Origin of the sequence: Tepidicella baoligensis, assembly GCF_013432195.1 — a bacterium.
Lineage (GTDB): Bacteria > Pseudomonadota > Gammaproteobacteria > Burkholderiales > Burkholderiaceae_C > Tepidicella > Tepidicella baoligensis.
Genome location: NZ_JACCDB010000012.1, coordinates 43,230 through 69,324 on the forward strand (window position 1 = coordinate 43,230; position 26,095 = coordinate 69,324).

Here is a 26,095-nt window from a genome sequence, read left to right on the forward strand (position 1 = left end):
CAATTTGGCATCATTGCAACTTTCTTAATACGATTGCATTTTGGTGATCCGAATACCCCTCAAGGGTTGCACACACTTCGAAGTACGCTGACCAGTGGCGCAATACATAGTCGACCGTATGGAAGATTCGCCGGTAGAACCCCGGTTTCTGGCTATCGACACCGTCCTCCTGCCAGCCCACATCCAAGAAGCCATCGCGCTGAAAGGCCATGTAGGCATCAACATCGAACGGCTCGATCGCAGAGGAAAAGTTGGTCATGACTGTCACGAGCGCGTGCCCCCCCGGCTTGAGGAGGCGGTTCAATTCGGACAGCCAGAGGAACTGGTCCGCTTCTGTCAGATGAGTAAATACCGAGTGGCCGATAACGAGGTCGACGCTGCCCGATGGAAGTGGCGTCGGAATATCGGTACTGACCAGGGAGAAATCGGCTCCGGGGAGGTTAGCTTGACACCAATTCGCATTCACAGGGTCGATGTCGATGCCCGTGATGCGGCCATAGCCTTTGCTAATGAGATGTCGAGTGAGGCGACCGCATCCACACCCCCAGTCCAGCACATGGACGTTTTTTCGGTTCGGGATACCGAAGACTTCATCGAGTTTCTCTACAAATGATGCGCCCGAGAAGAGAAACCAGTCGCGCTCAGTCGAGCCGATTCTTTGCATGTTTTCCGCTTGAGGAACAGGTGCATCGACACCGGATAGCGGCCAATACCAGTCCTGATGTGCGGGCGTTGCACGCAGTCCATCAATTGCGAAGACCGAGCCGAAACGGATACCTTCCTGCCCCTCGAAGCGGGTCAGGTCGACAATCCCTTCAAACGCCACATTACCGAGATAAGCATAGTCGGGATTGAAGAGACCATAACTGATCTTGTCCAGCACTTCACCGTTCGCTGTCAGCGCTGCAGGCTCGCGTCGGTTAATAGGCGGCACCAGAATGCCCGATATTCTCAACTGTCGATCCTGCGCCATCGTCGCATGCATTCTCAGCCAGCCTTGGGCGAAGGTTGTGGATACGGCTCCGGCGTAGATACCTTTTCCCGAAACCAATGCCGCATCGCCACCACCATCAGGCTGTCGGCCCGGGCGTCGGAAGGACAATGTGCGAGCTTTGAAACTCAATGTACGCGGATCTTCTGGTGCATGAAGTGCTTGAGTAAACTCAATAATTACGGTTTGAGGATGCCCATTTGTGCGGACTGGTATGGGAATAGTCATCGGACCCGGATTCAGCCGAACATTGATCGTCGCTTGCGGAGTCTGAACCACCGCAAGACCAGCAACGGGTGATTCGCCAGTAAGAACTAGGACGCCTTCAAGACCAGCGACCTGAATCTCGACCCGTTTTGCAAGCCAGCGGAATTCACCTTCATGATCTCGTTCGGGGTCGTATGCACCAGTCGCGTAGTTAATGTCATTCATTCTTGGATTACCTCGGTTCTTAAACTTGCCTTCGCCAATACAGATCGATACACGCCGTCTAGGCGTTCCACGACATTGACCCAGCTATACCTCTCGTCCACACAGTCACCATCATGCAAATGCTTGGCTTCAAGCGCCTGCCTGATTCCCTGCTCAATTGATTTGACAGAGATTGGATCGATGTAGATCGCTCGGTCACCAAAGTACTCTGCGCAAGAGCCCTCGCGCGTAACGACCAAACGGGCGTTCTGTCCGAGGGCTTCTAACGCGGCCAAACCCGGTGTTTCTAGCGTACTGGGCAATACAAATAATTCGCACGCCTTGTACGCAGACCGCAATAACGGTGAATCATGGGCAAGCGGTCCAAGGTAAACGACTTGCTCTCCACCTTCGGAAAGCACCTGCTTAAGGTATTCAGGGCTTCTCGGATGGCCAATCAAGACGAGTCGCCGCTCCGGGAAAGCTTTCATAGCATGCACAAGCCCCAACTGGTTTTTTCTGGGCTCGATGTTGCCAACATTCAGAATAAATCGATTGTTGATATTGAAATGTTCACGAAAGAGTCTTGGATCAGATGCCTCAAAGAAGGATGATTCGACACCGTTGTAAACCGTTGAAAATTTTTCCCTTGGCAATCCGAGGACCGCGGAGAGAGTTTCGCACTCCATGTCAGAGTTTGCGACGATCCGGTCCGCCAAGGCCAGTTGTGCGCAGATCTCGTCAATAGGGTACAGATGCCTGGTCTGTTCTGTAATCCAAAGGCTGGATGAAACCACCAAAGGGAGCCCGAGTTGCTTGACGAACCGGCAGAAATGGACAGAGCCGCCAACGCACGAGAAGAAGTGGACGATATCGTGCTCCATGAATTTTGGAGCCCAAGGATCAAACAATGACACATCAACCCCGTAGCGAGGCAGGTGCTTGCGATAAGCCAGTAGCTGAACTTCACCGCCACCGGGGGTGTGAAACGCCATCGGATAAGTTGCGAACAGCACTTTCATTTTTGAGCGTTTCGTCTAGAGAGCAAAGTTTCGAGCATCTTCCGTGTTCGACTTTGCCAGGTGTTCTCACCTACGAACTCGCGCGACTGCTGCATCGTTAGCCTGCCAGCCGCCAGTTGTGCTTCGATCGCCCGCACAAATCCCTCGGGGCCATCGCCGATTGCCAGTCCCTGCGAGGTATTTTCGGTAAAGGCCAGGCGGGTGGAGACCACCGGCAGGCCGGCCGCTAGATACTCAAAATACTTCATGGGAAACATGCCACGTGTGTACTCGTTCAGTTTCGAAGGCAAAAGGCCAACCTGCATACCACGCAGGTAGTTCGGGAGGACCTCGTAGGGCATATAGCCCAGAAAGTGAACGTTAGGTAACGCGGCAAGTTCAGCGACCAACGCGCTGCGCTGCCCTTCGCGCTCTTCGCCAATGAGCACCCACTGCCATGCTGGTCGACTGCGCGCACAAGCAAATAGCAATTCAAAATCGATCTTGAAGTCTGACAGAACCCCGTGATAGACAAGCCTCGGCTCGGGTATGTTTGCCAAATCGGCGGGTAGCGGAGCGTCCTGAAAGGCCCTGCCGAAGTGTTCTGCATCGACAACATTGGGGAGATAATGCGCATCTGAATTGTGCTCGCGACATTTCTCGATCAGCGTCTTGGCCGTAACAAAGACCACGTTGGCACGCTTGAGCAGTTGGACCTCGGCAGCGCGATAGGCCTTAGCATCGACGCCCGGCACCGCAGCCAGATCATCCACGCAGTGATACAGCAAGCCACCCTCGCTCAAGCCCTCGATAGCATCGAGCATGAAGGGGTGATAGGTCCATACGACCGGTTTGCCCAGCTCAAGCTGTTTCATCGATCGCCGGATCGCCAGCCGAAGCAAGCTACCGTTCAGACGCCTGAGCAGCGGATGACGGTAACCGGCGGGCACCACCAAGGGCGAGAGAATGAACACACCCGGCGAACGCTCGGGGGCACCAAATACGAGCGATGACAGCCCCTTGCGAAGGCGGTCGAGCAAGCGGTGCCAGTCGCGTCCGCTGCCTGGCCTTGGTTTGCGCAGTCCCACACTCTCAATGTAAAGCACGCGTGAGCCCAATTTGGCTAGCGATTTTGCACAATGTTGCTTATTGGTCCAGTACGGCTCATCCCAGTCCGCGGTCGCAAAAAGGATGCAGCTCTGAGGTACCTGCAAGGTCTCAGCCATGGAACTCCTCGACGGACTTGCCCAACAGGGCGGCGAGGATGCGGCCGGAGGCCTGACCATCGCCATAGGGGTTCGCTTTAGCACGAAGACTATTGCGGTGATGCTCATCCCCTAACCAAGTATTAACAGCCTCCTCGATAGCCAGAGTATCTTGACCTGCAAGGGTGGCAAAGCCAGCATGAACACCCTCCATGCGCTCTGTGTGCTGGCGCATCACCACTACCGGCGTACCGAAGGTCGGAGCCTCTTCCTGGATACCCCCAGAATCACTGAGTACCAGCTGGGCATGGCGGATGAGGTAGAGGCTGGTGTGGTAGTCCACCGGATCGGTTAGGAACAGGTTGGGGCGCCCCCCCAGCAGGCGATGTACTGGCTCTCGAACGGCCGGATTGAGGTGCACGGGGAAGATCCATTGCAGCTCGGAATAACGCTCACTGAGACGGGCCAGCATGTTGCAGAAAGCTTCCATCACGGCGCCGAAGTTCTCACGCCGGTGACAGGTGACCAGCACTGCTGGCCCGGCCTCAAGCCGAGCCCTGATTTCAGCTGGGACTGAGGATGGAATGCCAGCGGGCCAAGCAGCCTGCGCCTGCTGGATTGCATCAACTACAGTATTTCCGGTTACACGTATCCGTGATTCCTCCACCCCTTCTGTACGCAAGGCGCGGGCCGCGAGGCGGGTAGGTGCAAAGTGGAGGCTGGCGATGCGCGCCAACAAAGTGCGATTGGCTTCTTCCGGGAAAGGGCTGTTCAAGTCGCCGGTGCGCAGCCCCGCCTCTACATGCCCAACCCGGATCTGACGCTGGAAAGCGGCGAGCCCCGCGCAGAAGGCCGTGGTCGTATCGCCTTGAACCAGCACCCAGTCGGGGCGCTCCTGCTCGAGCACAGCATCCATGCCCTCCAGCAGGCGGGCCGCAAGGATGTTTAGGGAACGCCCCGGGCTCATGGTGTCGAGCATATGGTTGGGGCGCAGACCAAATGCATCCAGGGCCTGTTGGAGCATTTCCCTGTGCTGACCGCTGGCGCAGACTTTCACCTCCACCCGCTGCTGCAGGGCAGCGATGACCGGGGCCAGCTTGATGACTTCGGGGCGGGTGCCCAACGCAACCAGAACTTTCATCCCAACCTCTTTCCGCTCAGTAGGGGCTCACAGCGCCCTTTGTATTCCACACCAAAGACCAAACCACGCGAGGCCTCGCCTCGATGGCACAGATAACCCGTATCATCCGTGGCCATTTGAATGGCGGCTCGCTCCCGCAAAAAATCGAGCGCCTGAATCTCGTCCAGGAACAAGGGCTTATTGGCCCGGGCACGGATATGGCCAATCAAGCCGCGGTGCGCCTCAATCCGCTGGGCTTCGTCAATCCAGCCGTACTGATAGCGAGGGGAGAATGGATGGTCCAGATAACCGAAGAGGGTTTGGGTTTCGTAGGCCCGGTCGTAAGCAGCCTTGAAGATGCGCAGGGGGTCGCCCTCGATTAGCATGCAATCGCCGTGCAGCATGGTCTGCTGGCTGTGACCGATAAAGCCCCTAGGCATATTTGCCAGTTCGCCACCGCGAGCCATAAGAAACTCTGGGTCATTTCGGATGATGCCGCCAATACAACCGCAGTAGCCGGCATCACACAGCCCGGCCAGTGCATAAGGAGGGGACTGATGAAAAGGCGATACGGCATAGCGAACCGATACGCCGGTGGCAGTTCGGATCAAATCGAGAGAATCACTCCCTTCCTTTAGTGCCGCCTCATAGCTACCGCCCCAGTTGGGTGCATGCGTTGCCGTATGTGAGAGCAATGCGCCGCCATTGGCGCAGAACTCGTGCAGGAAGGATTGATGGGTGTCATCGGCCAGATTGCTGGTATGGATTGCCAGCGACAAGGGAACGCCCCATTCGCTATAGGCTTCCCACAACGCTCGCGCCGAGGTGATATCTTCGTCACAATCTAGCCGCGTAGTAATCGCTGAATCGTAGCCCCAGGGAATCTCGCTAATAACAGGACAGCAAGGCAAGTTTTCGCTACGCCAGTTACTAAGGAAACGTTCTACCAGGCGCCACTCAAAAGAATCGATTGGGCCAACCGGACGGTTGTACCAGAGTACCGAGGAATCACCGACACCGAACTGTGCACAGTAAGTCAGTAAAGCCGCGCCGTTCACATGTAGGTCGGCCAGCACAGAAGCATCTGGCAAGAGAATAGGCTCGGCCAACGCCCAAACGCTCCCATCGGCACGAATCGCACCATAGCCCAAGTTGTTCCACTCGTCGGCGAAATCGTATCGTTCGAGCGGTCTAGTCCATCCTGCCGCGCCAAGGCCTGCAGCAGCGTCACGGTAGCGAATCTCTCCATCACTCTGGGCCCATCCGCCAGCAGTTGCCGACGGACTACGCGCCCAACTGGAAGCATTGGCTGGCCAGGATACAGATGATGCGCCACATGCCTGATGCAAGGCAGCGGGCAGTCTGCCAAACACAATCAGCTTGCGCGGCTTGGCATACAACCAATCGATAAGCGCATTACCAAGACGATCGTCGGCATTGACACAGACAACGATCGACGCGTTATCGAGCGAAGCATGCGATGCTTGAATTGCCAGACCGTGGCTGACCGAGCGTCTCAACGCTGCCAGTACAAGCGCGACAGTTGGGGCGTCAGTAGCATTCGCAATTAGATGAATCATGCAGTCACCACATGACGAAACTTAGAACGGACCCCAACCTTCACCAGGTCGGCCAAGGTCACGAACTCGATCGTGAAGGCGTTTGGCCAATGATGCTCGATTCGGCGGCGTATCTCTTCCGTATCGGCCGACGGCTCCTGAACGATGCGCAGGATCGGTTTCAACGAGCGAAGGTCGATCTGGAATTCCTGTATTCCGCCAACCCGATGATCGAGAATGTCCATGATGTGGTGGGTCAGGTGCGCCACGCCATTGATGGGCACCACGTCATGGATTCGACCGATTACATCGGAGAGCACGAATCCGTTTGCCCCCTTGGTGACACGGGCTCGGTCACCGGTGGCATAGCGGATGAGCGGCATCAGTTGGTTGCGAAAGCCGGTGAACACGAGCTCGTTGCCGTCGTCGATACTTCGGTGCTCTGGCCATCCTTCTGATTCGAAAACCTGTAGCCCCCCTTGTGGGCCATTGAGCTCGTAGGCCATGACGCCAAACTCGGCGAGTCCATAGCGATCCACCACCCTGCATCGCAAAACCTGCTCGATTTTTTCACGCATGTATGGCTGAAGCAGTTCTCCGCTAGATTCGAACACTTCGAATGCTTTACCACCGCCATACTTGCGTTCCACATGGCAGGCCAGCGCATAAATGGTGGAGGGGTGTTCGTGCAACAGGTAGGGCTGACGGCGCTTGATCGTGCGCCAGATCTCTTCGAGCCCCGCTTCGTCGACGCGGTCGAAGAAGACATTGCTACGGTTCATGGCGAAGCATTTGAAGTCTTCTCGGCTAGGCCACTGCGCAACGGCGACATCGGGGAACCGACAGGCGCAGTGCAGTTCTGTTTTGAATTTCTTCTTTCCGATTCGCTCACGGGCATACAAGGTAACCGCCGCAGAGTAGTCGGCCGCCGGCTGGTCGTAGTAAATGACCGTCGACACCCCGGTCGATCCGCCTGTCTTGCATGCGTGATGTCGGACCTGAGTCAGGGGTTGCGAGAGCATGCGCTCGCCTTGCTCGCGGATGATGTCCTTCGTTAGGTATGGCAGGTCGTTCAGGTAAGCAGGATCGCGCCGTACCTTTTCAGGATCGAAGTTTAGGCTGGCAAACAGATCTCGGTAATACGGAACCTTCTGACCGGCATGGTGGAGTATGTCGGCTAGACGACCCTTGGCCACCGCCATTCGCTGTTCGAGCGGCAGACGATAGTGATGGCGGATTAGCGCGAGCCTGGGCCGCACACTGCGCTTTTCGAGATGCTCGGCCAATGGATAGGCCATATAGGCACTGACGAGCCCCTTTACGATGCGTAGAGGCTGCCGGGCAAAGGCGTGCTCTGCGACCTCGAGCAGCGGATGATCTGCACGAATCATTTGCCACTCCTGGGGCCATCATCTAGGGTACCCCCTTTGATGGATACCCCTCCGACCGGCGGCTGTCGCGCATCTGTGACCAGCGGGAAGGAAAAATCGCGATGCAAAAAGACGCTGGATGTCGATGTAAAGGCATTCACTGGAGAAAATCCACTGAAACGTACCTCGATCAGACCAGCACCTCGAAGCAACTCCGCCGTGTTCGGGTACCACTCAGCGTTATCCAGAATAATCATTCCACCAGGAATCAGTTTTTTAAGTGCGGCTTCGGCCGAGCGGTAGCGCTCAGCACCATCGACCACAATCACATCGAATTGACCATCAGCTTCAATAATCTTTTGAGCGTAAGAGATTCCATCCGACTGGTGATTGAGCACCACATTGTCTGGAACAATTTTGACAAGGCTATCAAACCATCGCCGATCGAGCTCGACGCTTTCTACGTGCTTGGCACGGCTGGCCCAGAAAAGTGTAGATGAACCCGCACCAAACTCAAATATACGCTTCTGACTAAAATCAAAGCCTTTAAGGTATTCAATCAATGGATAAGTCAGCCAAGGTTGATACTCGCCACGACCGTTCACTGGAAATCCATCGCGTCGATTTACATGACCATGCTCTCTATGCATGATCAAGAGAATACGAGCCGCTGATATCAATCGCCTGGGAAGAATTTTCCGTAAAATATTCTTCATTCGACAGCGACTTCCTCTCGCACAACCTTCTCGTCACTCATGATTTTGCCGTGTTCAAGATGGATTCTTCTGGTGCATACGCGCTCAATGAGCTTAGGATCGTGAGAGGCAATAACTAGAATTCCCGCTTTACTGACAAGCTTCTCCAGTCGCACGGCAGCCTTTGCACTGAACTGGGCGTCACCAACGCTCAACCATTCATCCATAATCAAAATATCGGCCTCCACACTTGTGGATATGGCAAAGGCCAGTCGCAACATCATGCCACTAGAATAAGTTCGAACAGGCAGATTAAGATACTCGTCCAATTCAGTGAAGTCAGCAATGTCGTCAATCTTGTCGCGAATTACAGAGGGCTTAAGACCATCCATGATTCCGCGTAAATAGATATTCTCAAAACCAGTAGCGTCAGGATCAAGGCCCATTGAAACATCAAGTAAAGAGGCAATCTTTCCACGCACATCAAGCGAACCATGAACTGGTGCGTATACTCCTGAAAGTACGCGTAACAGCGTAGTTTTCCCTGAACCATTGTGCCCAGTTAGGCCGACGCGTTCGCCATGCTCAAAGGTGAAAGTGATCTGGTCAAGCGCCCGCACCACCGGATGCTTTCCTGCATCGCTGCCGATCTTGCCTCCAGTGGTCAAGTTGAGCACCTTCTTCTTCAATGAGCGATGGGAGTTCTCGTAGATAGGGAACTCGACTGTCACGCTCCGTGAATCAATGAATGCATTCATGACTTACACCCAATAGGGAACACGGTTGCGCGCGCGCTGCATAAGGTATTGAGCGAGAGCAAAACCGACTAACAGCAGGCCGATACTCCATAGCCAGGAGGCAAGTTCTAGGTGTGAATTGATCATTGGAGCACGCACTATTTCGATCATGTGATATAGCGGATTTAGTTCAGCCAACCACGCTTTATCTTTGAGTAAACTCACTTGCCACATGACGGGCGTAAAGAAAAAAGCCACTTGAATCAAGTTGCCAACTATCGGGTAAACATCACGATAGCGCGCGCAAAGAATGCCAAGCACAATGCCGATCCACGCTCCGTGCAATAGCAGCAAGAATAGACCGGGAATGACCAAAAATAATTTGATCCCAGGACGGTGGCCGAAAGCAAGCAAAAATAAAAATACAACGGGCAAGCTATGCATCAGCACGACGAAATTGCGCCACACTACACGCGCCACGTGAATCGTGAGCGGCATCCGTATCTGTTTGATGAGATAGGCGGAACCAATAAAGGTGTTTGCACCTTCATTGACAACGGTGCTGATGTATTGCCAAACCACCAGTCCTACGCCAAGGTAGGGAAGGTAGTGGTGGATTTCTTGTCCAAGCAGCGTTGAATAGAGAATACCCAAGACACCCACCATAATAAGGGTGCTCAGCGTAAACCAAAAAGGTCCGATGACCGATCTACGATAGCGCTGACGTATATCGTGCCAGCCAAGGGCAAGCCAGACATGTGTTGCTTTCAGCCCAACCGTGATGTCCGATTTCCCAGAATGGTTATGCCAAGATTCACTTTGATCCTCAACATCTGAGCGCGAAATATCAGACGCGGCCATAATTGTCCTGAAAGCGCACAATGTCATCCTCACCAAGATATTCACCGCTTTGCACTTCGATCATTACCAGATCAAGTACACCAGGATTTTCGAGTCGATGCTTGTGGCCTGCCGGGATGTATGTGGACTCATTAGTGCTCACCATGATTTCACGTTCGCCATTAACGACTTTGGCCATGCCTCTCACCACAATCCAATGCTCGCTGCGGTGATGGTGCATTTGCAAGCTAAGGCTGGCACCGGGCTTGACCTCAATGCGCTTGATTTTGAAATGAGGCCCCTCTTCCAGCACGGTATAAGTGCCCCAAGGCCGGGCTACAGTGCGATGCAATTTGTAGGCTTCGTGCAGTTTGGATTTCAGCTGGGCTACCACCTTTTTTACGTCTTGTGATTTATCTGGATGCGCCACCAGCAAGGCATCGGGCGTATCAATGATCATGAGGTTGTCCACCCCAACGGTGGCGACCAGCCTGTCTTCGCTCTGCACAAAGGTGTTGCGGCTATCGACAAAGATGACCTCTCCCAGCGCACGGTTTTGATTGTCATCAGGGTGTACCAAATCTTTTACTGCGGTCCAGGAACCGATGTCACTCCAGCCGAAATCAGAAGGAACAACAGCCACTTGGCTGGACCGCTCCATGACGGCATAGTCAATCGATATATCCGGCACCTGAGCGAACATCTGGGTCGGGATATCAATCATTTGATCAGCGGCATTGGGTTGGGCAGTAACGGCTTGCCAGCAAGCCTCAATAGCGGAAGCCACGTCAGGAGCATGCTGAGTTATTTCTTCCAGTAGGCGGCCTGCCTGGAAGCAGAACATGCCGGAATTCCAGTAAAAATTGCCGCTTGCCAAGTAGGCTTGCGCCTTTTCGAAGGACGGCTTCTCAACGAAACGAATGGCCTTTCGGCCGTGTTGCATGGTTTCACCAGCTTCGATATAGCCAAACCCCGTCTCTGGGCCACTAGGCACGATGCCAAAAGTAACCAAATAGCCATGTTGGGCCAAAGTTGCGGCATCGGCCACAGCAGCATTGAATGCGCTCTGGTCTTGAATGAGATGGTCTGCCGCTAACACCAGCATCAATGCATCTGGGCCGTACTTATTCGCTATGTGTTGAGCGGCCAGTGCCACTGCGGGGGCAGTGTTACGGCCAACAGGTTCGAGCAAAAACATGCCCGGGCGGCGCTCACCCAACTGGGCTGCAGCCAGCTCATCTTTGCTCATGAAATAGTAGTCACGGTTAGTGACAGTAATCAACTCACCTTTCTCGCTGCCCAAAGCATCTACAGCGGAGGCTGCGCGTTGGTAGGTTTTGAGCAGCAGGCTCTCACCGTCGGCGAGTTTCATGAAGGGTTTGGGATGGCCTTCACGCGATACCGGCCAAAGGCGAGTGCCGGCACCGCCAGAAAGAATTACAGGAATTAACATGAGTTTACCGTTGAACTATTCATCGAAACCAAAAACATCGCGAGTAAAAACTTTACCCGCCACATCGCTCAACTCAGTAGAGCCTCGATTGGCAACAATCAGATCTGCCACATTCTTAAATTGAACTAAATTATTCTGCACCCGAGAGCCGAAAAACCAAGATTCATTAAGTACAGGCTCATACACAATAACTTCAACACCTTTGGCCTTGAGACGTTTCATGACCCCTTGAATGCTAGAGGAGCGATAGTTGTCAGAACCGGCTTTCATGACCAATCGATAGATACCAACCACTTTCGGTTTTTGACGCAGAATCTCGTCCGCAATGAAGTCTTTGCGAGTGGCATTGGCCTCCACAATGGCGTTGATGAGGTTTTGCGGCACATCGCGGTAGTTGGCGAGAAGCTGCTTGGTGTCCTTCGGTAGGCAGTAGCCGCCATAGCCGAAGCTTGGGTTGTTGTAGTGGGCACCGATGCGGGGGTCGAGGCAGACGCCGTCGATGATCTGGCGCGTATCCAGGCCGTGGGTGGCGGCGTAGGTGTCGAGTTCGTTGAAGTAGGCCACGCGCATGGCGAGGTAGGTGTTGGCGAAGAGCTTTATCGCCTCAGCCTCAGTGCTGTCGGTGAACAGCATGGGGATGTCTTGCTTGATCGCGCCTTCCTGGAGCAGATGGGCAAAGGTTTCGGCGCGGTCCGAGCGTTCGCCGACGATGATGCGCGAGGGGTGCAGGTTGTCGTAAAGCGCTCGGCCTTCGCGGAGGAATTCGGGCGAAAAGATGAGTTTGTCGCAACCGAGCTCGGCCTTGAGCTTTGCCGTATAGCCCACCGGCACGGTGGACTTGATCACCATCACCGCCTGTGGATTGATGGCCAGCACGTCGCGCACCACGGCCTCAACGGACTTCGTGTTGAAGGTGTTGGTCTCGGGGTCGTAGTCGGTGGGGGTGGCGATGACGACGAACTCGGCACCTTCATAGGCTTCGCGCTTGTCCAGCGTGGCGCGCAGGTTGAGCGGCTTGTGCTGGAGGTAGTCCTCGATCTCGGTATCGACGATGGGAGAGTGCTTGCGATTGAGCATCGCCACCTTCTCGGGGACGATGTCGAGAGCGACCACTTCGTGGTGCTGAGCCAGCAAAACGGCGTTGGACAAGCCAACGTAGCCGGTGCCTGCGATGGCGATTTTCATGAGGGGAGATGCTCCCGGAGAATGCACACGCGCAGCATGACCTCGATTTCCGTTCGGAAACCGGTCATTCGATTTAATTGGGAAATGATGATCAATGCGCTTTAGGCACGCTACCGCCGTGCCGTTTCACGATCAGCAAGCGCGGTCAGCGAGGTTCAACAGGGGATTCCGAGGCTTTTTATAAGCAGCGGAGTGCTGCAAAAGGCCTAACGGATGGTTGTATTTTGCCACACCGGCATGACTTTGAGAAATGTTTCGACCGAGCTTCAGCCGAGCTTGCGCAGGTTGGCCGGCGCAACCCGCACCCGGACTTGCTTGGAGAGCAGTTCGATCAACACCATGACGCGGCGCTCGCCGTCGGCCATTTGGTAGATGCCTTCGATACCAGCAAACGGCGCTTCGGTCAGACGCACGCGCTCACCGGGCTTGAACAGGCGCTCTGGCTCGGCCTGAACAGATGCCTCTTGCGCACGAAGGGCCTCGACCAGCGAGCCGGACACCTTGGCCGGCTCCACCCCGAAACTGACCAGCCGGCTGACGCCTTTGGTCGAGCGGATGGGTGCCCAGCTTGGCGCTGAATCCCCCTGACCCAGGCGGATGAACAGATAGCGCGGGAACAGGGGTTCTTCTACCACCGTCAGCACGCCCTGGCGGATTTTTTCGGACGGGAGGGTGGGCAGATAACACTGATAACCTTGGCGCTGGAGGTTTTCCAGGGCGCACTTTTCCTGCCTGGGCTTGGTATGGACGAGATACCAGTGCATGACCACCTCCGAAGGTTATTTTTATTGTCAGCATTTTACCCTCCGGTATTGCGGTGCGGCAATGAATCTGTCCTATGTCGCCTCCCCTATTGCGCCGGGGCTTCCGCCTCGGGCGGTTCTTCGAATTCTCCATCGGCCTCCAGTTGCTGCTGTACCGCCTCTTCCATGCTCACGGTATTCACCACCAGCTCGAAATGCTCGAGGATTTCGGGCTCGTGCCGGGTGATGTAGCTTTTGACGGCATCGTTGCCGAGCAGTTTGGTCAGGTAGCCCTTAGCCACCACCAGGTTGAGCAAGTCAGAGCCGTAGTTTTCTTCGGCGTCCTTGTACTGGGTCTGCACCTGGCTCATTTCCTTTTCGAGTTTGACGATCTGCTCGATCGGGGCCAGTTGCTTGTCACGCTCCGAGGGTTTGAAGTCGGTGCGCTGCTCTGGAGGCGTGGCCTTGAGCAAGGCGTCGGCATGGGCCACGGTGATGGTGTTGCTGGCGACCATCAGCTCTACCGCCTCCACCTGCCGGGCGGCCTTCATGTTGCGCAGCACCCGCGTCACGTCGGGTGTGAATTGCTTGTCCTGCAACCGGGCGATGGCGTCCGGGCAGATGCCTTCGAGCAGGTTGATGCGCCGGTTGATGGAGCTCAAGTTCACGCCAAAGGCCCGGGCCAGGCGTTCCTTGCTCACCCCGCGATCAATGGCGCGGCGGATCATGTAATGCTCCTGGATGGTCGAGAGCCGGTTGATGCGGTGGTTGTAGGTGTAGGTCTCGTCGTCCTTGGCGATCAGGCAGGGGGCCTCGTGGACACCGAGATCCTTCAGTGCCAGCACCCGCAAATGGCCATCGAGCAGGATGAATTCCGGCTTGGCCGGGTCGTGCTGGATCACCGACAAGGGTTCGATCAGGCCGATTTCATGGATGGACGAGACGACCTGCTTGTACTTGCGGGTGCTCATCACACCTTCTTGAATCCGCTTGCTGGGCATCAGGGTGTCGAGCGGGATCTGGTAAGTCTCCAGATCGAAGCCGAGCAAGGTGTTGAGCGGGGCCGTGGGCAGGTTGGGGCCCTCCTCAGCCTCATCGGCCTGATGGATACCGGGGTACATCGGCGTGATGTTGGGTTGGGCCAGTTGTGCCCGTTGTGCGTTCGTGGCGGGGTTCATGTCGTGGCTCCATTCAGGTTGTCGATGCGCTCTGCGAGGTACTTGGGCAACGTGTCCAGCCCCTCGGCGCGCAGCAGGTTGACGAAATGCTCATCCGAGAAGAGTTTTTTGAGGCCCTGGACGACCAGCAGCAGGCGCTGGTGCGCGTGCTCGGCCTTGAGGACCATCTTGCGTTGGCGCTCGACTTCGCGCTGGTAGGTGCGCACCAGGCTGTAGCTGGAAGTAGGCGGCTTGATCTGGGCAGGATCGGGTGAGCCGGGGCCGTAAGCTTGGCGTTTTTCGACGAGGCGCTTGGTCTCGATGATCTGGCGCCGGTTGAGCTGGCCGTTCTCGTAAGCCTCCTGCAGCATTTCGCCCAGGCTCTCGTCATCGTCCTTGGCACGAGCGATTTCAAGGGCTGTGGTGAGCGGGATGGCGCCGCGTTGCACGCCTTCGATCAGGCGTTCTTCCCCCTGGTCCAGAAGGAAGACGATGTCCTTGACGTACTTGGGCGAGAGACCGGTTTTGTGGATGATGGTGTCAGCGTCGTAGCCGCGCTTGCGCAGGATTTCGATGTCGGCCAGGATTTCCAGGGGACGGTGGCCGCGCCGGGCGATGTTCTCGGCCAGGCTCATGATGAAGGCGTCTTCGTCGCTGACGTCGACCACCAGGGCGGGGATGTGGGTTTCGCCCAGAATGCGGAAGGCGTTGAGTCGCCCTTCGCCGCAGACCAGCAGGTACTTGGGATGTCCATCATCACCGGGGCGTTCGGTGACGGTGATGGGTTTCTTCAGGCCGATCGATTTGATGTTCTCGACGATCTCCTCGAAGATTTTCATGTTGCGTTCGCGGGAGTTGAGGATTTCAACGCGGGCGATGGGGATCAGAGTGACGGTTTCGGGGGTGCCGGTCAGCATGGGGGCCTCCGTTTGAGTGGGTGCGTTGGCGTGGTTGTCATGGGGCTTCCTTTCTTGGGATGGTTGGGTGGATGGGTCAGCGGCGTCAGATTCGTCAGATGCGCCGTTGCAGGCGCTCCCGTTCGGACATGCCGTAGAAGAAGGTGAGGTCGTCGAAGCGAAAGCACTCAAAGTCGGCGCTGTTTTTGTTGCTGACGCGGATTTCCTGCTCGGGCAGGTCGAGCCTGGGCAGCAGGTAGTAGTCGAGCTCCTGGGTGTTGGCGGGATCGAGCCGGATGGCCACCGTGATGTCGGGGTGGCCGGTGTCAAACAGCCGTGCCGGATCGAACCGGATGCGCCAGCGCAGATGGCCCGTCGGGGTGGTTTGGCAGCGGGCCAGCACCAGGCTGATGACCAGCTCGTCGTTGAGGGTCAAGAGATCGGTCTTGGGGTCGCGCCGGATGTGGCCACCCAGCTCGGCAATGGTGTGCTCGGTGCGGGCGATGATTTCTGGGTGGAGCTGGCGCAGGCGGCGGTTGATTTCCAGATGCTCGGTGCCGCCCGGTGGGCGGTAACCAATCAGCTCGTAGGCGCGGACGAGGCTGCCAAAGCGCGAGGTGTACAGGCTGGCCGAGGGGCCGTTGGCCACCTGGTCGATGATGAAACCCGACAGGCGACCGCACTCGGCGTAGAGCGCCTTCAAGTGGTTGAGCAATTCCTCGTCCGTCAGCCGTTTGCTGCGCTCGGTCAGCACCTCCTGGGCGGCCAGAAAGGTGTCCAGCGGCACGATGCCCTCGAACGCCCCCTCCTTGCGGATCCACATCTCGGGCGGGTTGTCGACGTGCTTTTTCTTGAGCTTGAAGGAGTGGCGGTTGTAAACGTTGTTGCCGATGTACTTCTCGTTGGTCAGCACCTGGCGCACCGTGCTGTAGGTCCAGGGGCGGTCCAGATCGGTGTGGATGGGGATGTCGTTGAGCCGCTGGGCGATTTCAGACAGGGGGAGATCGTCATCGACCAGCCAGCGGTAGATCTGGTGGACTGTGGCCACTTCCTGCGCCGGCCCCGGCACCAGGATCACCCGGTCGGTTTGCAGGCTTTTGTGCTCGCCGGGTTTCAAGGTGGCTTTGATGGCACCGCTCTGGTCAATCAGCACCCGGCGTAGGCCGAAGCCGGCCGGGCCGCCCTGGCGAAAGCCGAGCTCGATCAGGCGGCACTGGCCGGCAAACACCTTGGCCGAGAGTTCGCGGCTGTATTCGCCAGCCATGGCGCGCTTGACGCCTTTGACGATGGTTGAAACGGGGGAGCCATCGTTTTCAAACTGCTCGGCGACGTAGGCGACGCTGATGCCCTGGCGCTTGCAGATGTACTCGTAATAAGCGGATTCGTCCGCGTCCTGAAACCGGCCCCAGCGGCTGACGTCGTAGACCAGGATCAGGTTGAAATCGGTGTTGCCCGATTCGACATCGGCGATCAGTTTCTGTAGGGAGGCGCGGCCACCGATGGAGAGGCCGCTTTTGCCGTCGTCGGCATAGGTGCGCACGATCTCGATGCCCCGCTTGTCGGCGTACTCGCGGATCTTGTCGGCCTGGTTGAGCGTGGAGTATTGCTGGTGTTCAGTGGACATGCGCACGTACTGGGCGGCCCGGAAGGCTCTGGTGTCGGGGTGGTGGTCGGTGGAGATGTCAGTCAATGCCATGGTCGGTCAATCTTTTTGTTGTGTGAGGCCATGTTGGCTTCGAAGGCCAAGCCGTATCAAGGCCATGAGGCCTATACCGTCGAGATAAATTGGCCCAGGCAAGCGAAGTGCAGTCATGCTTCACCCCACCTTGCGCAGACTGGCTGCGTCGATCGTCATGGCCACAGGTTTGCTCAAGAGATCCAGCAGCACCATGGCGCGGCCCTCGGCATCGTTCATCTGGTAGATCGCCTCCAGCCCGGCAAAGGCGCCTTCGGTGATGCGCACGCTGTCGCCATGAGCAAATAAGGTGGTCGGGGTGCCCTGCTGCGCGATCTCACGCTCGCGCAGGGTAGCGATCAGGGCGTCATCGACCCGCGCGGGTCGGCTGCCGAAGGACACCAATTCGCTCACGCCGACGGTGGAGCGGATCGGGCTCCAGCTCTGGCCTTGGCCCCTTTCGTGACCTGATGTGTCGAGCCGCACGAACAAGTAGCGCGCGAACATCGGCTCTTGCACGACGGTGGATTTGCGGCGGACGAGTTTTTCGGTGGCGAACAGCGGGAGGTAGGACTCATAGCCCTGGCGTGCCAGGTGAGTAAGCGCCACCGATTCCTGTCGGGGCTTGCTGCGCACCAGGAACCAGGCCGATGTGGCGGGTGTAACTGGTGTGGCCGGTGCGGGTTTTTGAGGGGGTGGCGGTGAGACGGCGGGGGTTTTGGGGGGCGGCGTGGCGGGCGTAGCTGGCGTAGCGGACGTAAGAAGCTTGGAGGATGGCCGCGGATTGGGCACGGGGGCCGGTAGCCCCTCTTCTGGTGGCGGCGATCGCAGCAACTGCGCCATGGCACGGATCAGCGGCAGCGGCCTTGCCGTGGCCAGCACCTGCTCGACCAGGGCCAGCATCTCGCGGCGCTCGTACGCCGCAATGTCTTCGACCTGGTAGCCGACCTGCAGGCCGGTCTGGGTGATGGCCAGGCCCTCGTCCGCATCGCGCAGTTTGTAGAGCGCCTGCACAGGCAGGCCGAGACGCTCGGCGGCTTGTGGCGAGGTCAGCAGGCGCGGGGCCATGGGGCGTGGGGCAAGGTGAACATGCCTCCATGAAGGCGCTGTTCGCGAACAAAGCCAAGGCCATCTGGCGAGTGTTGTGCAAATTTCTGGCCCACAAACGACAAAAGACCCCGCCTTCACCAGCCACCCATAAGGGAAGCGGATGAAGACGGGGTCTATGGTTTACTGCTGTTGCGTTTGCTGCAGCCGCTGGTGTTGCCTACCTGGGCACGCCGCGCCACTTGTCGAAACTGCGTGCGCCGGTGTAGCCGAGGTAGCCTGCACCAAAGAGCCACCACAAGCTCTCGGGCACCGCATTGAGCAGCTTGGAGAGGTTTTCGGCGGCCTGAAACACCTCGGCGGGCCACCAGATGCCGATGATGCTGCCGATCACCGAAAGTAGGATCACGCCGTAGATCACGTACAGAAAGGTTGGGCGTGCCCGACTGGTCCACGGGTCGGCCGAATTGGCTTCCGCCAGTATGGCCGAGAGGCTCACCTGCATTTCCTGCAAGGCCTGCTGACCTTCAGCTTGAAACAAGGCGAGCTTGGCCTGCTCGCGCTGGGCTGGATCGGGAATCAGGCGGTCGATCAGTTTGGCACCGGCTTCGAAGAGGCCGGGCGCGAGCGTTGTGAAGATCGGGCTCATTGCGGGCCTCCGAACAGTTTGATTTTGACGATGGTGCCGGCGAGCAAGGCCAGCACGAGACCGGTGACCAGCATCTTGACCAGCGTGAGGCCGGCGGTTTTCTTGGCCTCGTTGAAAGCGTCGAGCAGATTCCTAAGCTCGCGGATGTCGTTTGCAGCATCCGGGCCATCCAGGCCGACATCGGACAAGGCGTGACGCGCCCCACGCTCGGCGGCGCGCTCCAGCAGGGTTTCAAATTCGTCATGGGGCATGACCACCATGCCATCCATCAGGTGGGGTTCGTTCATCTTCTTTCCTTTCAGATTGGGGCGGTGCTGCTGTCGACACTGCCATCGGCGCTGTGCACACCCGAGTGCTCGGCCACGCAGGTGATTTCCACCTGCTCGCCACGCGGGCGCACCGCGATCACCCGGGCCAGCAGGCTCCATTGCTCGGCGATGCCAAACGCAAAATGGGTGCGCTCGGCCGACAGGCCGGTTTCGATGGGGATGTCGGGCAGGTCGGCAAAGACCACCTGCTGCGCATCGTTGCCCGGCATCACCGCATGCGGGCCGCTGACCCCGCCATCGCGACGGCGCAGGGCCATGACATGTTCTTGCCCATCGACAAATGCGACTGGCTCGGACAGCTTGGCGGTGTGGGTGTCGGCATCCCAGGCGACGATTTCGCCGCCCGCGCCCCAACTGGGCATGTCATGGGCAATGGCGATCAGATCGCCATAGGTGGGAATCAGGCCTTCGAGCTCGGTGCGCAAGGTGATGATGCGACGGCGGTAGCGGTTGGCCGCCGCCAGATACAACCCCTCGCGCACTGCGTGTGCTTCGGTGGTGCAGCCAAAGAGCCGCAGCTTGGCCGGGTTGGTGCTGCTGGAGCCCGGCAGGCTCACCGTCACTTCATCGGGTTTCCAGGTGCGGCTGCTGAAGAACTCCACCGTCACCGCGTCCGCCGTCTCTTCGCCCGGCATCACGTACTGGATCTTGAGGCTGTTCTTGACGATGTTGCGCGGACTGAAGAGCGCCACGGGCAGTAGCCGGGCTTCGTCGCGCACCAGGCGCACAATGCCGCCCTGTAGGAAGGGCACCGCTCGCCCACAGCGGGCGACCCGAGTCAACGCCTCCCAGACGGTGACCTGCTGGTCAAAGACACCATCGAACCGATCACCCCGACCGGCCCAAACCTGATCCAGTTGCGCCAAGGCGGCGAGATCGATTCGGGCATCTGGCAGTTTGGCCCCGTAGCTCGCACGCAAGATGTCGGCAAAGGCCCATGCGATCGAACGCGTGGGCAATGGAGCAGACCAGCCAGAGTCCACCGACCAGACCGGCAGCTTGCGCGTGACGATGCAGTTGATGAGCCGACTGGAGCGCTGCGACAGGTTATCGGTGGCGCGCATGCGGATGGCGAGCAGTGTGACGTTGTCAGGGAAAGTGATACCGCCGGCCAGACAGCCCCGGGCCTCACCCCAGCGTACCTCGTGCCCGGCGCGGGAACTGCTGTCCTTGCCATCGAGCCGCGTGGCACGCACTTCGTATCGCCCTGCTGCAATGGGATAACGGTAAGTGCGCCGCTGCGGCGTTGTGGTGGCAGCGGTCAGGCTCTCATTGCCCAGCGTGAACCAGTCGTTCAGTGGCTCGCCCTCGGCATCGATGGCCCGGGCTTCGACCTTCCAGCTGGCACTGCGGCTGTCCAGGCCACCGGCGTCATTGGCGTAATACAGCCCGCGCGGCAGCAGGATGTCGATGCCAATGTGCGTGATTTCACTGTCGGCCGGGTTGATGGCAAAGCCTCCTGTCCAGGTCCCGGCCAGCAGTTCCTGCCCGGCGACCTCTGGCGCGGTCACCACATCCGGGTTGAAGAGCGTGACCGGACTGCCGGGCGGCACGATCTGGTAGGTCACTTCCTCAAACGAGGCAATCGGCGTGTCCTCGATGCGAATCTGCTCGATGTCGTATTCGCCCAAGCCGATGCAGTGCAGTTGATGCAGGAACTGTTCATTGCCCTGATATTCGCCATAGGGGGTGGCAGCCAAATCCGGATAGACCAGATGGCGGCCGTAGACGACCGGGATGGGCTGGGCCAGCCGCGCATAGTTGCCCTGGCCTTGCAGGCTGTAGGTGGGCGACGGCTGCGCCAGACCCCCGCCCGAGCCGGCAAAGGACGGCATGTTGGGCGTGGGCAGCGGCACCAGAGCGCTGACCAGGGCAGAGCCCGCCGTCATGATGATGGCCGACCCGACCGCTGTGGCCAGGTTGCCGCTAAAGCCCAGGCTCGCCCCCAATGGGCCGCCATAGACGGTGGCGACCACCATCACCGCGATCATCAGCACCGTGCGCAACGGGTTCTTCCCACCGCCACCACCTCCCCCGCCCTGCGGCAGGGTGATGAAGAGCACCACGCCATCGATCGGTGTGACCGCCCAATCGGCACGCAACACCGGAGTGCCGTTCTTGATGCAGACGGTGGGCTGATTGAATTCGGCAATGCCCTGGGCACCGAGCCACTGGCGTATGGTCTGGCTCGGGTGGGCCACCATCACTTCGCGCTGACTGGGCTGGAAGGGGTTGCGCAGCAGAATCACCGCGCTCTGGTTGGCTTCGCTCACGACGACTCCACAAATCGGTAGTAGCCCTCCACCCGCCAGCCGTGCAGCAGGAGTTCGGGCAGCTTCTGGAACACGACACCGGCGTCCTTGACGGCATGCAGCACGCCACCGCCATCGACCGCGAGCCACACCCCCACATGCACCGGGTGGCGGGATTGGCGCAGCAACACAGCATCGCCTTCGGCGGGTTGCGCCACGGCCACCCAGCGTTGTCGCTCGGGGTGGTCGCGGAAGGTGGTCATCACGGTGCGCAGGTCGTTGGCGTCCACCGGGATTTCGGGCAGGTCTCGGCCAAAGTGCTCGCGCTGGATGGCCAGGAACAGGCCCCAGCAATCGAACGCGTCCGGGCCACGTGCACCGGCGTGCCAGGGCCGACCGATGAGCTCGGCCGCCCAATGGGGTGTCGGGCTCATCGGGTCAGACCCGGGAAGGTTTTGGCGGTGTAGCTGATGCCTGGGAAAGCCTTGTTGCCCACATCCAACATGCGGGCACGGCCGGTCACCCGAAAGATGTCGGCCTCCACTTCCGTGAGCACCAGGTGGATGGGCGGGTCCATCTGCGGGCCTTCCAGATCGGTCGAGAGATACGGCCGGTAGGTCACTTCGATCACCGACTGCGACTCGGCCGCCGCATCCAGGTGGCGCACGATTTCGCGTGAGACGTTGTCGAGTGTCACCGTGATTTCTGGCACGGGCATGGTGTCGACGGGCGGCAAATCCAGCTCAAAGCCCATCGCCACGAACTGCACACGCTCGCCGGCTTGCAGCGGGGCTTGAGATTCCAGCCGGGCCCAGAGATCACCCGTGTCGCGCACCACGCGGATGGCGACCGGCTGACCAGCCTCATCGACAAAGGCAGGGTGGCGCAACTCCAGGGTGTGCAGGATGATCTGCTCCGATGGGGCGCTGGCGTAGGCCTCTTTGATGGCTTCTGATAAAGCAGCGTTGGGCATGCTCAGAACACCACTGGATAAGGCACGAAGCTCGCCTCGTCATCGTCTTCGGGCAACTGCGACTCGCCCGCATAGCCCGACTGCAGCAATTGCCCGTCGTCGAGCAGAAACCCCGTGCCTTGCTCGGAGGTGTAGCCGTAACTGCAAATATCCACGACTTTACGGTGGGCGATCGGGACGAGTTCCGGCAGGCTGCGACTGGTCGTGTCGCCCAGGCCCAGCGCGCCGTTGCCGTTGTAGCCACAGGCGTAGACACTGCCAGCTTGGGTCAGGAACAAGGCGTAGTTGAACGAGGCCGATCCGCCGCAGACGATTTTGACGATGGTACGCGGCAAGGCAGAAACCTCGGTGAAACTGAGCACATCGGTGGTGATGCCCAGCCCCAGGTTGCCGTGGTTGTTGCGACCGCTGGCCCACACCGAGCCGTCCTGCTTGATGACGAAGGCCTGCGGGTTGGCACCAGCACCGGTGAAGACATCGCGCACGTTCGTGGCGACCAGCACCACGCCTGTGACCGTGGTAGCTCCCGTGCCACCGACACCGTTTTCTGGGGTGCCCCAGTAGTAGAGGTTGTGATCGACGTCGACGGCAAAGCACCCCTTGTAGGCGGCCACCACGTCGCGCAGCACGATGCCGTTGTTGGCAAAGTGCGGCACCAGCAACGGGATGTTGTTCTGCGCGGTCACGCCGTTGCCGAGCTGCTGCTCGGCGTTGTAGCCCCAGGCGTAGAGCTGGCCTGCGGCGCTGAGGGCGTAGTAGGTGGTGTAGCGCTCTCGCCCACCGGCAATCTTGACGATGTCACTCAAGAGCGGCACCTCGATCAAGTTGTTGCGGTTGGCGGTATCGCCCACCCCCACCTGGCCGTAGGCGTTGTAGCCGCAAGCGTGCACCTTGCCGTCGGCCGTGCGCACCAGCGTCGATGGATAGCCCTCGGTACTCAGCAGGCTGGCGACCTCCACCACCTGACGGCCGTAGACCGAGTTGGCCGGGTTGTCCGAGGCGCAGTAGGGTACCGTGCTGGCCACCGTGGTTCCATTGCCCGAGGCGCCGTAGCCGTCCGTGCCCCAGGTCCAGAGCTTGCCGTCGACATCGATCGCCCAGCTCAGGCTGCTGTAGGCGAGGTAAAGTTTTTCGATGGGGACGGCACCGAAGGGGAAGGCGGCGCGCGAAGGGTAAGAGCGATCGGCGGCATTGGCGCCCGTGCCGTGCATGTAGGCGCCGTTGTCGCCCCAGAACCGCACCGAGCCGTCCTCCATCACGCAGGCCCCCTTGCGATAAGAGGTGTTCACCCCTTGCGGCAGGGCCTTGACGCGCACGCCCGAGCGGCTTTCCACCTCACCCCAGGCCGGCAGTCCACTGGCCTGATCGATTTTAAGGACCTGCCCGGACTGCCCGGGGCTCAGGGCCGCGAGTTGCTGGCCATCAAAGTAGATGAGGTCACCTGCCATGCCGGCCACGTTCAGGCTGCCTTGCGCAAAGAGCTGCCAGACCGCCACATCGCTGCCAGGCAGGACCCCGAGCGTGCCATCGACCAGGCACACCCAGCTGTCGCCCTGATGGCCAACGACGTCCTGGCGCGCATAGGCTGCGCCCTCGGCATACGGACCTCGCCAACTGAAGGCGATCTTGCCCAATGAAACGGTACCCATGATTGGCTCCAGAGAGTGAGAATCGAATGTCAGAAACGGATGTCAAAAGCGAATAATTGATGGGCTGAAGCAGTGATCGCCGTCGTCGTCACCGCACTGATTGCCCGCACCCCAGGACAGCACCTGGCCACGATCGTTGAGGGCGTGCACGGCAGCATTCACATCGCCCGCGCCATAGCCCGCATAGCCCGAGAGGCTGAAGTCGATGAGGGGGCGATCGCTGAGCACAAACCCGGTCGCGGGCCCCTCGGTGGCCACCCCATTGCCGTGCAGGCCAATCTCGTTGCGACCCCAGACCACCAGGCGCCCATCGCCACGCAAGGCCAGCCCCAGGCTGCCATAGCGACCCGCCGTGGCACGCAGCTTAGTGACACCGGTCAAATGCTCACCCCCAATGGGCAGCCAAGTCGTGGTGTTGCCCGCGTCTGACGCAAAGCCGTAGCCGCTGTAGCCGCGACCCATGACGCGGCCGTCCTGCATCAGGGCGATACCGCGCAGATAGCCGCCGTTGGCGAAGTAGGCATCGGCCACGCCGGTCAACAGCGGGTTGTCGACCAGCGACTGGGCGTAGCCGGCCGTGGTGCCCATGCCGGTGTTGTCCGGGGTGCTGTGCTGGACATACAGATTGCCGGACTCGGTGATCAAGCCATGCACGCGCCGGTAGTCCAGGGCGGCACCGGCTGCATCGAAGTTGCGTAACTCGCTGCTGATGACCTTGCGCACACGCTGCCCGCCCAGATCCAGGCGCAGGTGACGTGGCGGGGTGTCGCCACCCAGGAAGGCCGCGCCCGACTGACCACTGGCCCAACAGTTGCCGTCGTAGTCGATCAAGTGACTGGCCGCGTAGTAGGCGCCGTTGAGGTAGGCGGTCTTGATCGGCACGTCCTGGGTAAAAGGCACCAAGGTGGCCACATTGGTGTTGGACGAACTGGCCAGTCCCAGGCTGTTGTAGCGGTTGTGCCCCCAGGCGTAGACGCGCCCCTGATCGTCCAGTGCCATGGCTTGGTAGTACGCATAGAAATCGCTGCCCAGAAACAGGTCCACGATGCGGGTGGTCTCAGCAATGTCGCAGCGCCCATTGAGGCGGCGCGGCACCGGAGCCGCCCCTGTGATGCCGTCGCCTGAACACAGATTGCCGGTGTTGTCACCAGAGAACCACAACCCGCCCTCGGCATCGATGTAATACGTGTTGGCGCGATTGGCCAGCACCTTGACGATGCGCGGTGTCCCGGATGGGAAGGCCACGCGGGCCGGGAAGGTTCGGTAGATGTCGGCCGTGCTGCCCTCACCGAGCTGACCGTTGATGGCACGCCCCCAGCCACGCACCGAGCCATCGGTCATCACCGCCATCATGTGGTAGTTGCTGGGCATGTAGTGCGCACCGCTGTCCTGCAGGGTTTGCATGAGGGACACCGCCACCGTGCCGTTGCGGTCCTGCGGAAAGCGGAATTCGATCCCACCCTGATTGTTGGCATGCAGCACCATGCCGCCAAAGCCACCGACCGAAACCCCACCGGTGAGCAAGTGGCCTTTGAGCGTTGCATCCTGCTGGCCCAGCGCAAAGGGTTGCGGCTGTCCGTGGCGGATCACCCAGGCGCCGCCTTCCTTGAAGACCACATCCCCATCCCGATAGCTCAGGTAGGGCGAGTAGAGGCCACGCCAGCGGTAGCCCAGGGCCGAGAGGTCGAGCGTCATGCCGCCACCTCCAGCGCCATCACCAGGGCATTGTTTTCAACGGCAAAGTGCACGCCTTCGGCCACGGTCCAGGCATCGAACGCCTCAGCCTCGAAGATCTGATCGCGCCCTTCGGTCAGCAACAGTTCACTGCCATCANACGCCAGCGGTAGCCCAGGGCCGAGAGGTCGAGCGTCATGCCGCCACCTCCAGCGCCATCACCAGGGCATTGTTTTCAACGGCAAAGTGCACGCCTTCGGCCACGGTCCAGGCATCGAACGCCTCAGCCTCGAAGATCTGATCGCGCCCTTCGGTCAGCAACAGTTCACTGCCATCACTTGATAAGGCAAAACCGTAGAAACGGGGCGAGGCCACGGTGGACACGAGCTCGTAGCCCGAGGCGTCGGCCTTGACCCGCAACAGCATGCCCTGTGCACCGGCGAGCACATCCGGCAGGCCCACTGCGAGCAGCCGGGCGATGACC

The 26,095-nt window shown here is 59.1% G+C and carries 25 protein-coding genes; all 25 read right to left on the reverse strand.

Going from position 1 to position 26,095, the window contains the following annotated elements:
- Positions 1-10: 10 nt before the first annotated feature.
- Complete coding sequence (locus HZS63_RS11675; protein ID WP_180684200.1) at positions 11-1,423, reverse strand: class I SAM-dependent methyltransferase; 1,413 nt, start codon at positions 1,421-1,423, stop codon at positions 11-13.
- Positions 1,420-2,424: a glycosyltransferase family 4 protein gene (locus HZS63_RS11680; RefSeq protein ID WP_180684201.1), complete on the reverse strand. Its 1,005-nt coding sequence runs from the start codon at positions 2,422-2,424 to the stop codon at positions 1,420-1,422. The genes HZS63_RS11675 and HZS63_RS11680 overlap by 4 nt, the downstream gene beginning before the upstream one ends.
- Entirely contained in the window at positions 2,421-3,629 is a 1,209-nt protein-coding gene (locus tag HZS63_RS11685) for a glycosyltransferase (protein WP_180684202.1), read from the reverse strand. The genes HZS63_RS11680 and HZS63_RS11685 overlap by 4 nt, the downstream gene beginning before the upstream one ends.
- Positions 3,622-4,749, reverse strand: a complete 1,128-nt coding sequence (gene wecB, locus HZS63_RS11690; protein ID WP_180684203.1) for a non-hydrolyzing UDP-N-acetylglucosamine 2-epimerase — start codon at positions 4,747-4,749, stop codon at positions 3,622-3,624. Before wecB ends, HZS63_RS11685 begins: the two co-directional genes overlap by 8 nt.
- The gene (locus HZS63_RS11695; protein ID WP_219339174.1) at positions 4,746-6,308 is read right to left on the reverse strand and encodes a polysaccharide deacetylase family protein; all 1,563 of its coding nucleotides are present in this window, start codon (positions 6,306-6,308) and stop codon (positions 4,746-4,748) included. Before HZS63_RS11695 ends, wecB begins: the two co-directional genes overlap by 4 nt.
- Positions 6,305-7,675, reverse strand: a complete 1,371-nt coding sequence (locus HZS63_RS11700; RefSeq protein WP_180684220.1) for a phenylacetate--CoA ligase family protein — start codon at positions 7,673-7,675, stop codon at positions 6,305-6,307. The genes HZS63_RS11695 and HZS63_RS11700 overlap by 4 nt, the downstream gene beginning before the upstream one ends.
- A complete protein-coding gene (locus tag HZS63_RS11705) occupies positions 7,675-8,373 on the reverse strand; it encodes an O-methyltransferase (protein WP_180684204.1) in 699 nt (232 codons plus the stop codon). The genes HZS63_RS11700 and HZS63_RS11705 overlap by 1 nt, the downstream gene beginning before the upstream one ends.
- On the reverse strand, positions 8,370-9,110 hold the full coding sequence (locus HZS63_RS11710) for an ABC transporter ATP-binding protein (protein WP_180684205.1): 741 nt from the start codon (positions 9,108-9,110) through the stop codon (positions 8,370-8,372). The genes HZS63_RS11705 and HZS63_RS11710 overlap by 4 nt, the downstream gene beginning before the upstream one ends.
- Positions 9,111-9,113: 3 nt before the next feature.
- Positions 9,114-9,950, reverse strand: a complete 837-nt coding sequence (locus HZS63_RS11715; protein WP_180684206.1) for an ABC transporter permease — start codon at positions 9,948-9,950, stop codon at positions 9,114-9,116.
- On the reverse strand, positions 9,937-11,382 hold the full coding sequence (locus HZS63_RS11720) for a mannose-1-phosphate guanylyltransferase/mannose-6-phosphate isomerase (protein ID WP_180684207.1): 1,446 nt from the start codon (positions 11,380-11,382) through the stop codon (positions 9,937-9,939). Before HZS63_RS11720 ends, HZS63_RS11715 begins: the two co-directional genes overlap by 14 nt.
- 15 nt (positions 11,383-11,397) lie before the next feature.
- Positions 11,398-12,567 (reverse strand): nucleotide sugar dehydrogenase, encoded by a 1,170-nt coding sequence (locus tag HZS63_RS11725; RefSeq protein WP_180684208.1) that lies wholly within the window; start codon positions 12,565-12,567, stop codon positions 11,398-11,400.
- A gap of 266 nt (positions 12,568-12,833) precedes the next feature.
- Positions 12,834-13,331 carry a transcription/translation regulatory transformer protein RfaH gene (gene rfaH, locus HZS63_RS11730; RefSeq protein WP_180684209.1) on the reverse strand — a complete coding sequence of 166 codons (498 nt, stop codon included), beginning with the start codon at positions 13,329-13,331 and terminating at the stop codon, positions 12,834-12,836.
- Positions 13,332-13,417: 86 nt separating this feature from the next.
- Positions 13,418-14,488, reverse strand: coding sequence for a plasmid partitioning protein RepB C-terminal domain-containing protein (locus HZS63_RS11735; RefSeq protein ID WP_246316333.1), 1,071 nt, complete (start codon positions 14,486-14,488; stop codon positions 13,418-13,420).
- Entirely contained in the window at positions 14,485-15,384 is a 900-nt protein-coding gene (locus HZS63_RS11740) for a ParB N-terminal domain-containing protein (RefSeq protein ID WP_180684210.1), read from the reverse strand. Before HZS63_RS11740 ends, HZS63_RS11735 begins: the two co-directional genes overlap by 4 nt.
- A 94-nt stretch (positions 15,385-15,478) precedes the next feature.
- The gene (locus tag HZS63_RS11745) at positions 15,479-17,059 is read right to left on the reverse strand and encodes a recombinase family protein (RefSeq protein WP_246316335.1); all 1,581 of its coding nucleotides are present in this window, start codon (positions 17,057-17,059) and stop codon (positions 15,479-15,481) included.
- 120 nt (positions 17,060-17,179) lie between these two features.
- On the reverse strand, positions 17,180-18,106 hold the full coding sequence (gene rfaH / locus HZS63_RS11750) for a transcription/translation regulatory transformer protein RfaH (RefSeq protein WP_219339176.1): 927 nt from the start codon (positions 18,104-18,106) through the stop codon (positions 17,180-17,182).
- A gap of 199 nt (positions 18,107-18,305) precedes the next feature.
- Positions 18,306-18,734 (reverse strand): holin family protein, encoded by a 429-nt coding sequence (locus HZS63_RS11755; protein ID WP_056928961.1) that lies wholly within the window; start codon positions 18,732-18,734, stop codon positions 18,306-18,308.
- Positions 18,731-19,021 (reverse strand): DUF6127 family protein, encoded by a 291-nt coding sequence (locus tag HZS63_RS11760; RefSeq protein WP_019484518.1) that lies wholly within the window; start codon positions 19,019-19,021, stop codon positions 18,731-18,733. The genes HZS63_RS11755 and HZS63_RS11760 overlap by 4 nt, the downstream gene beginning before the upstream one ends.
- 11 nt (positions 19,022-19,032) lie before the next feature.
- Positions 19,033-21,336, reverse strand: coding sequence for a host specificity factor TipJ family phage tail protein (locus tag HZS63_RS11765; RefSeq protein WP_180684211.1), 2,304 nt, complete (start codon positions 21,334-21,336; stop codon positions 19,033-19,035).
- Positions 21,333-21,749, reverse strand: a complete 417-nt coding sequence (locus HZS63_RS11770) for an NlpC/P60 family protein (RefSeq protein WP_180684212.1) — start codon at positions 21,747-21,749, stop codon at positions 21,333-21,335. Before HZS63_RS11770 ends, HZS63_RS11765 begins: the two co-directional genes overlap by 4 nt.
- Entirely contained in the window at positions 21,746-22,288 is a 543-nt protein-coding gene (locus tag HZS63_RS11775) for a DUF1833 family protein (protein ID WP_180684213.1), read from the reverse strand. Before HZS63_RS11775 ends, HZS63_RS11770 begins: the two co-directional genes overlap by 4 nt.
- 2 nt (positions 22,289-22,290) lie before the next feature.
- A complete protein-coding gene (locus HZS63_RS11780) occupies positions 22,291-23,937 on the reverse strand; it encodes an RCC1 domain-containing protein (protein ID WP_180684214.1) in 1,647 nt (548 codons plus the stop codon).
- Positions 23,938-23,979: 42 nt separating this feature from the next.
- Positions 23,980-25,632, reverse strand: coding sequence for an RCC1 domain-containing protein (locus tag HZS63_RS11785; protein ID WP_180684215.1), 1,653 nt, complete (start codon positions 25,630-25,632; stop codon positions 23,980-23,982).
- Positions 25,629-25,754, reverse strand: a complete 126-nt coding sequence (locus HZS63_RS14160) for a hypothetical protein (protein ID WP_281364043.1) — start codon at positions 25,752-25,754, stop codon at positions 25,629-25,631. The genes HZS63_RS11785 and HZS63_RS14160 overlap by 4 nt, the downstream gene beginning before the upstream one ends.
- 52 nt (positions 25,755-25,806) lie before the next feature.
- A partial coding sequence (locus HZS63_RS11790) for a hypothetical protein (RefSeq protein ID WP_180684216.1) occupies positions 25,807-26,095 on the reverse strand: 289 nt, incomplete at its 5' end.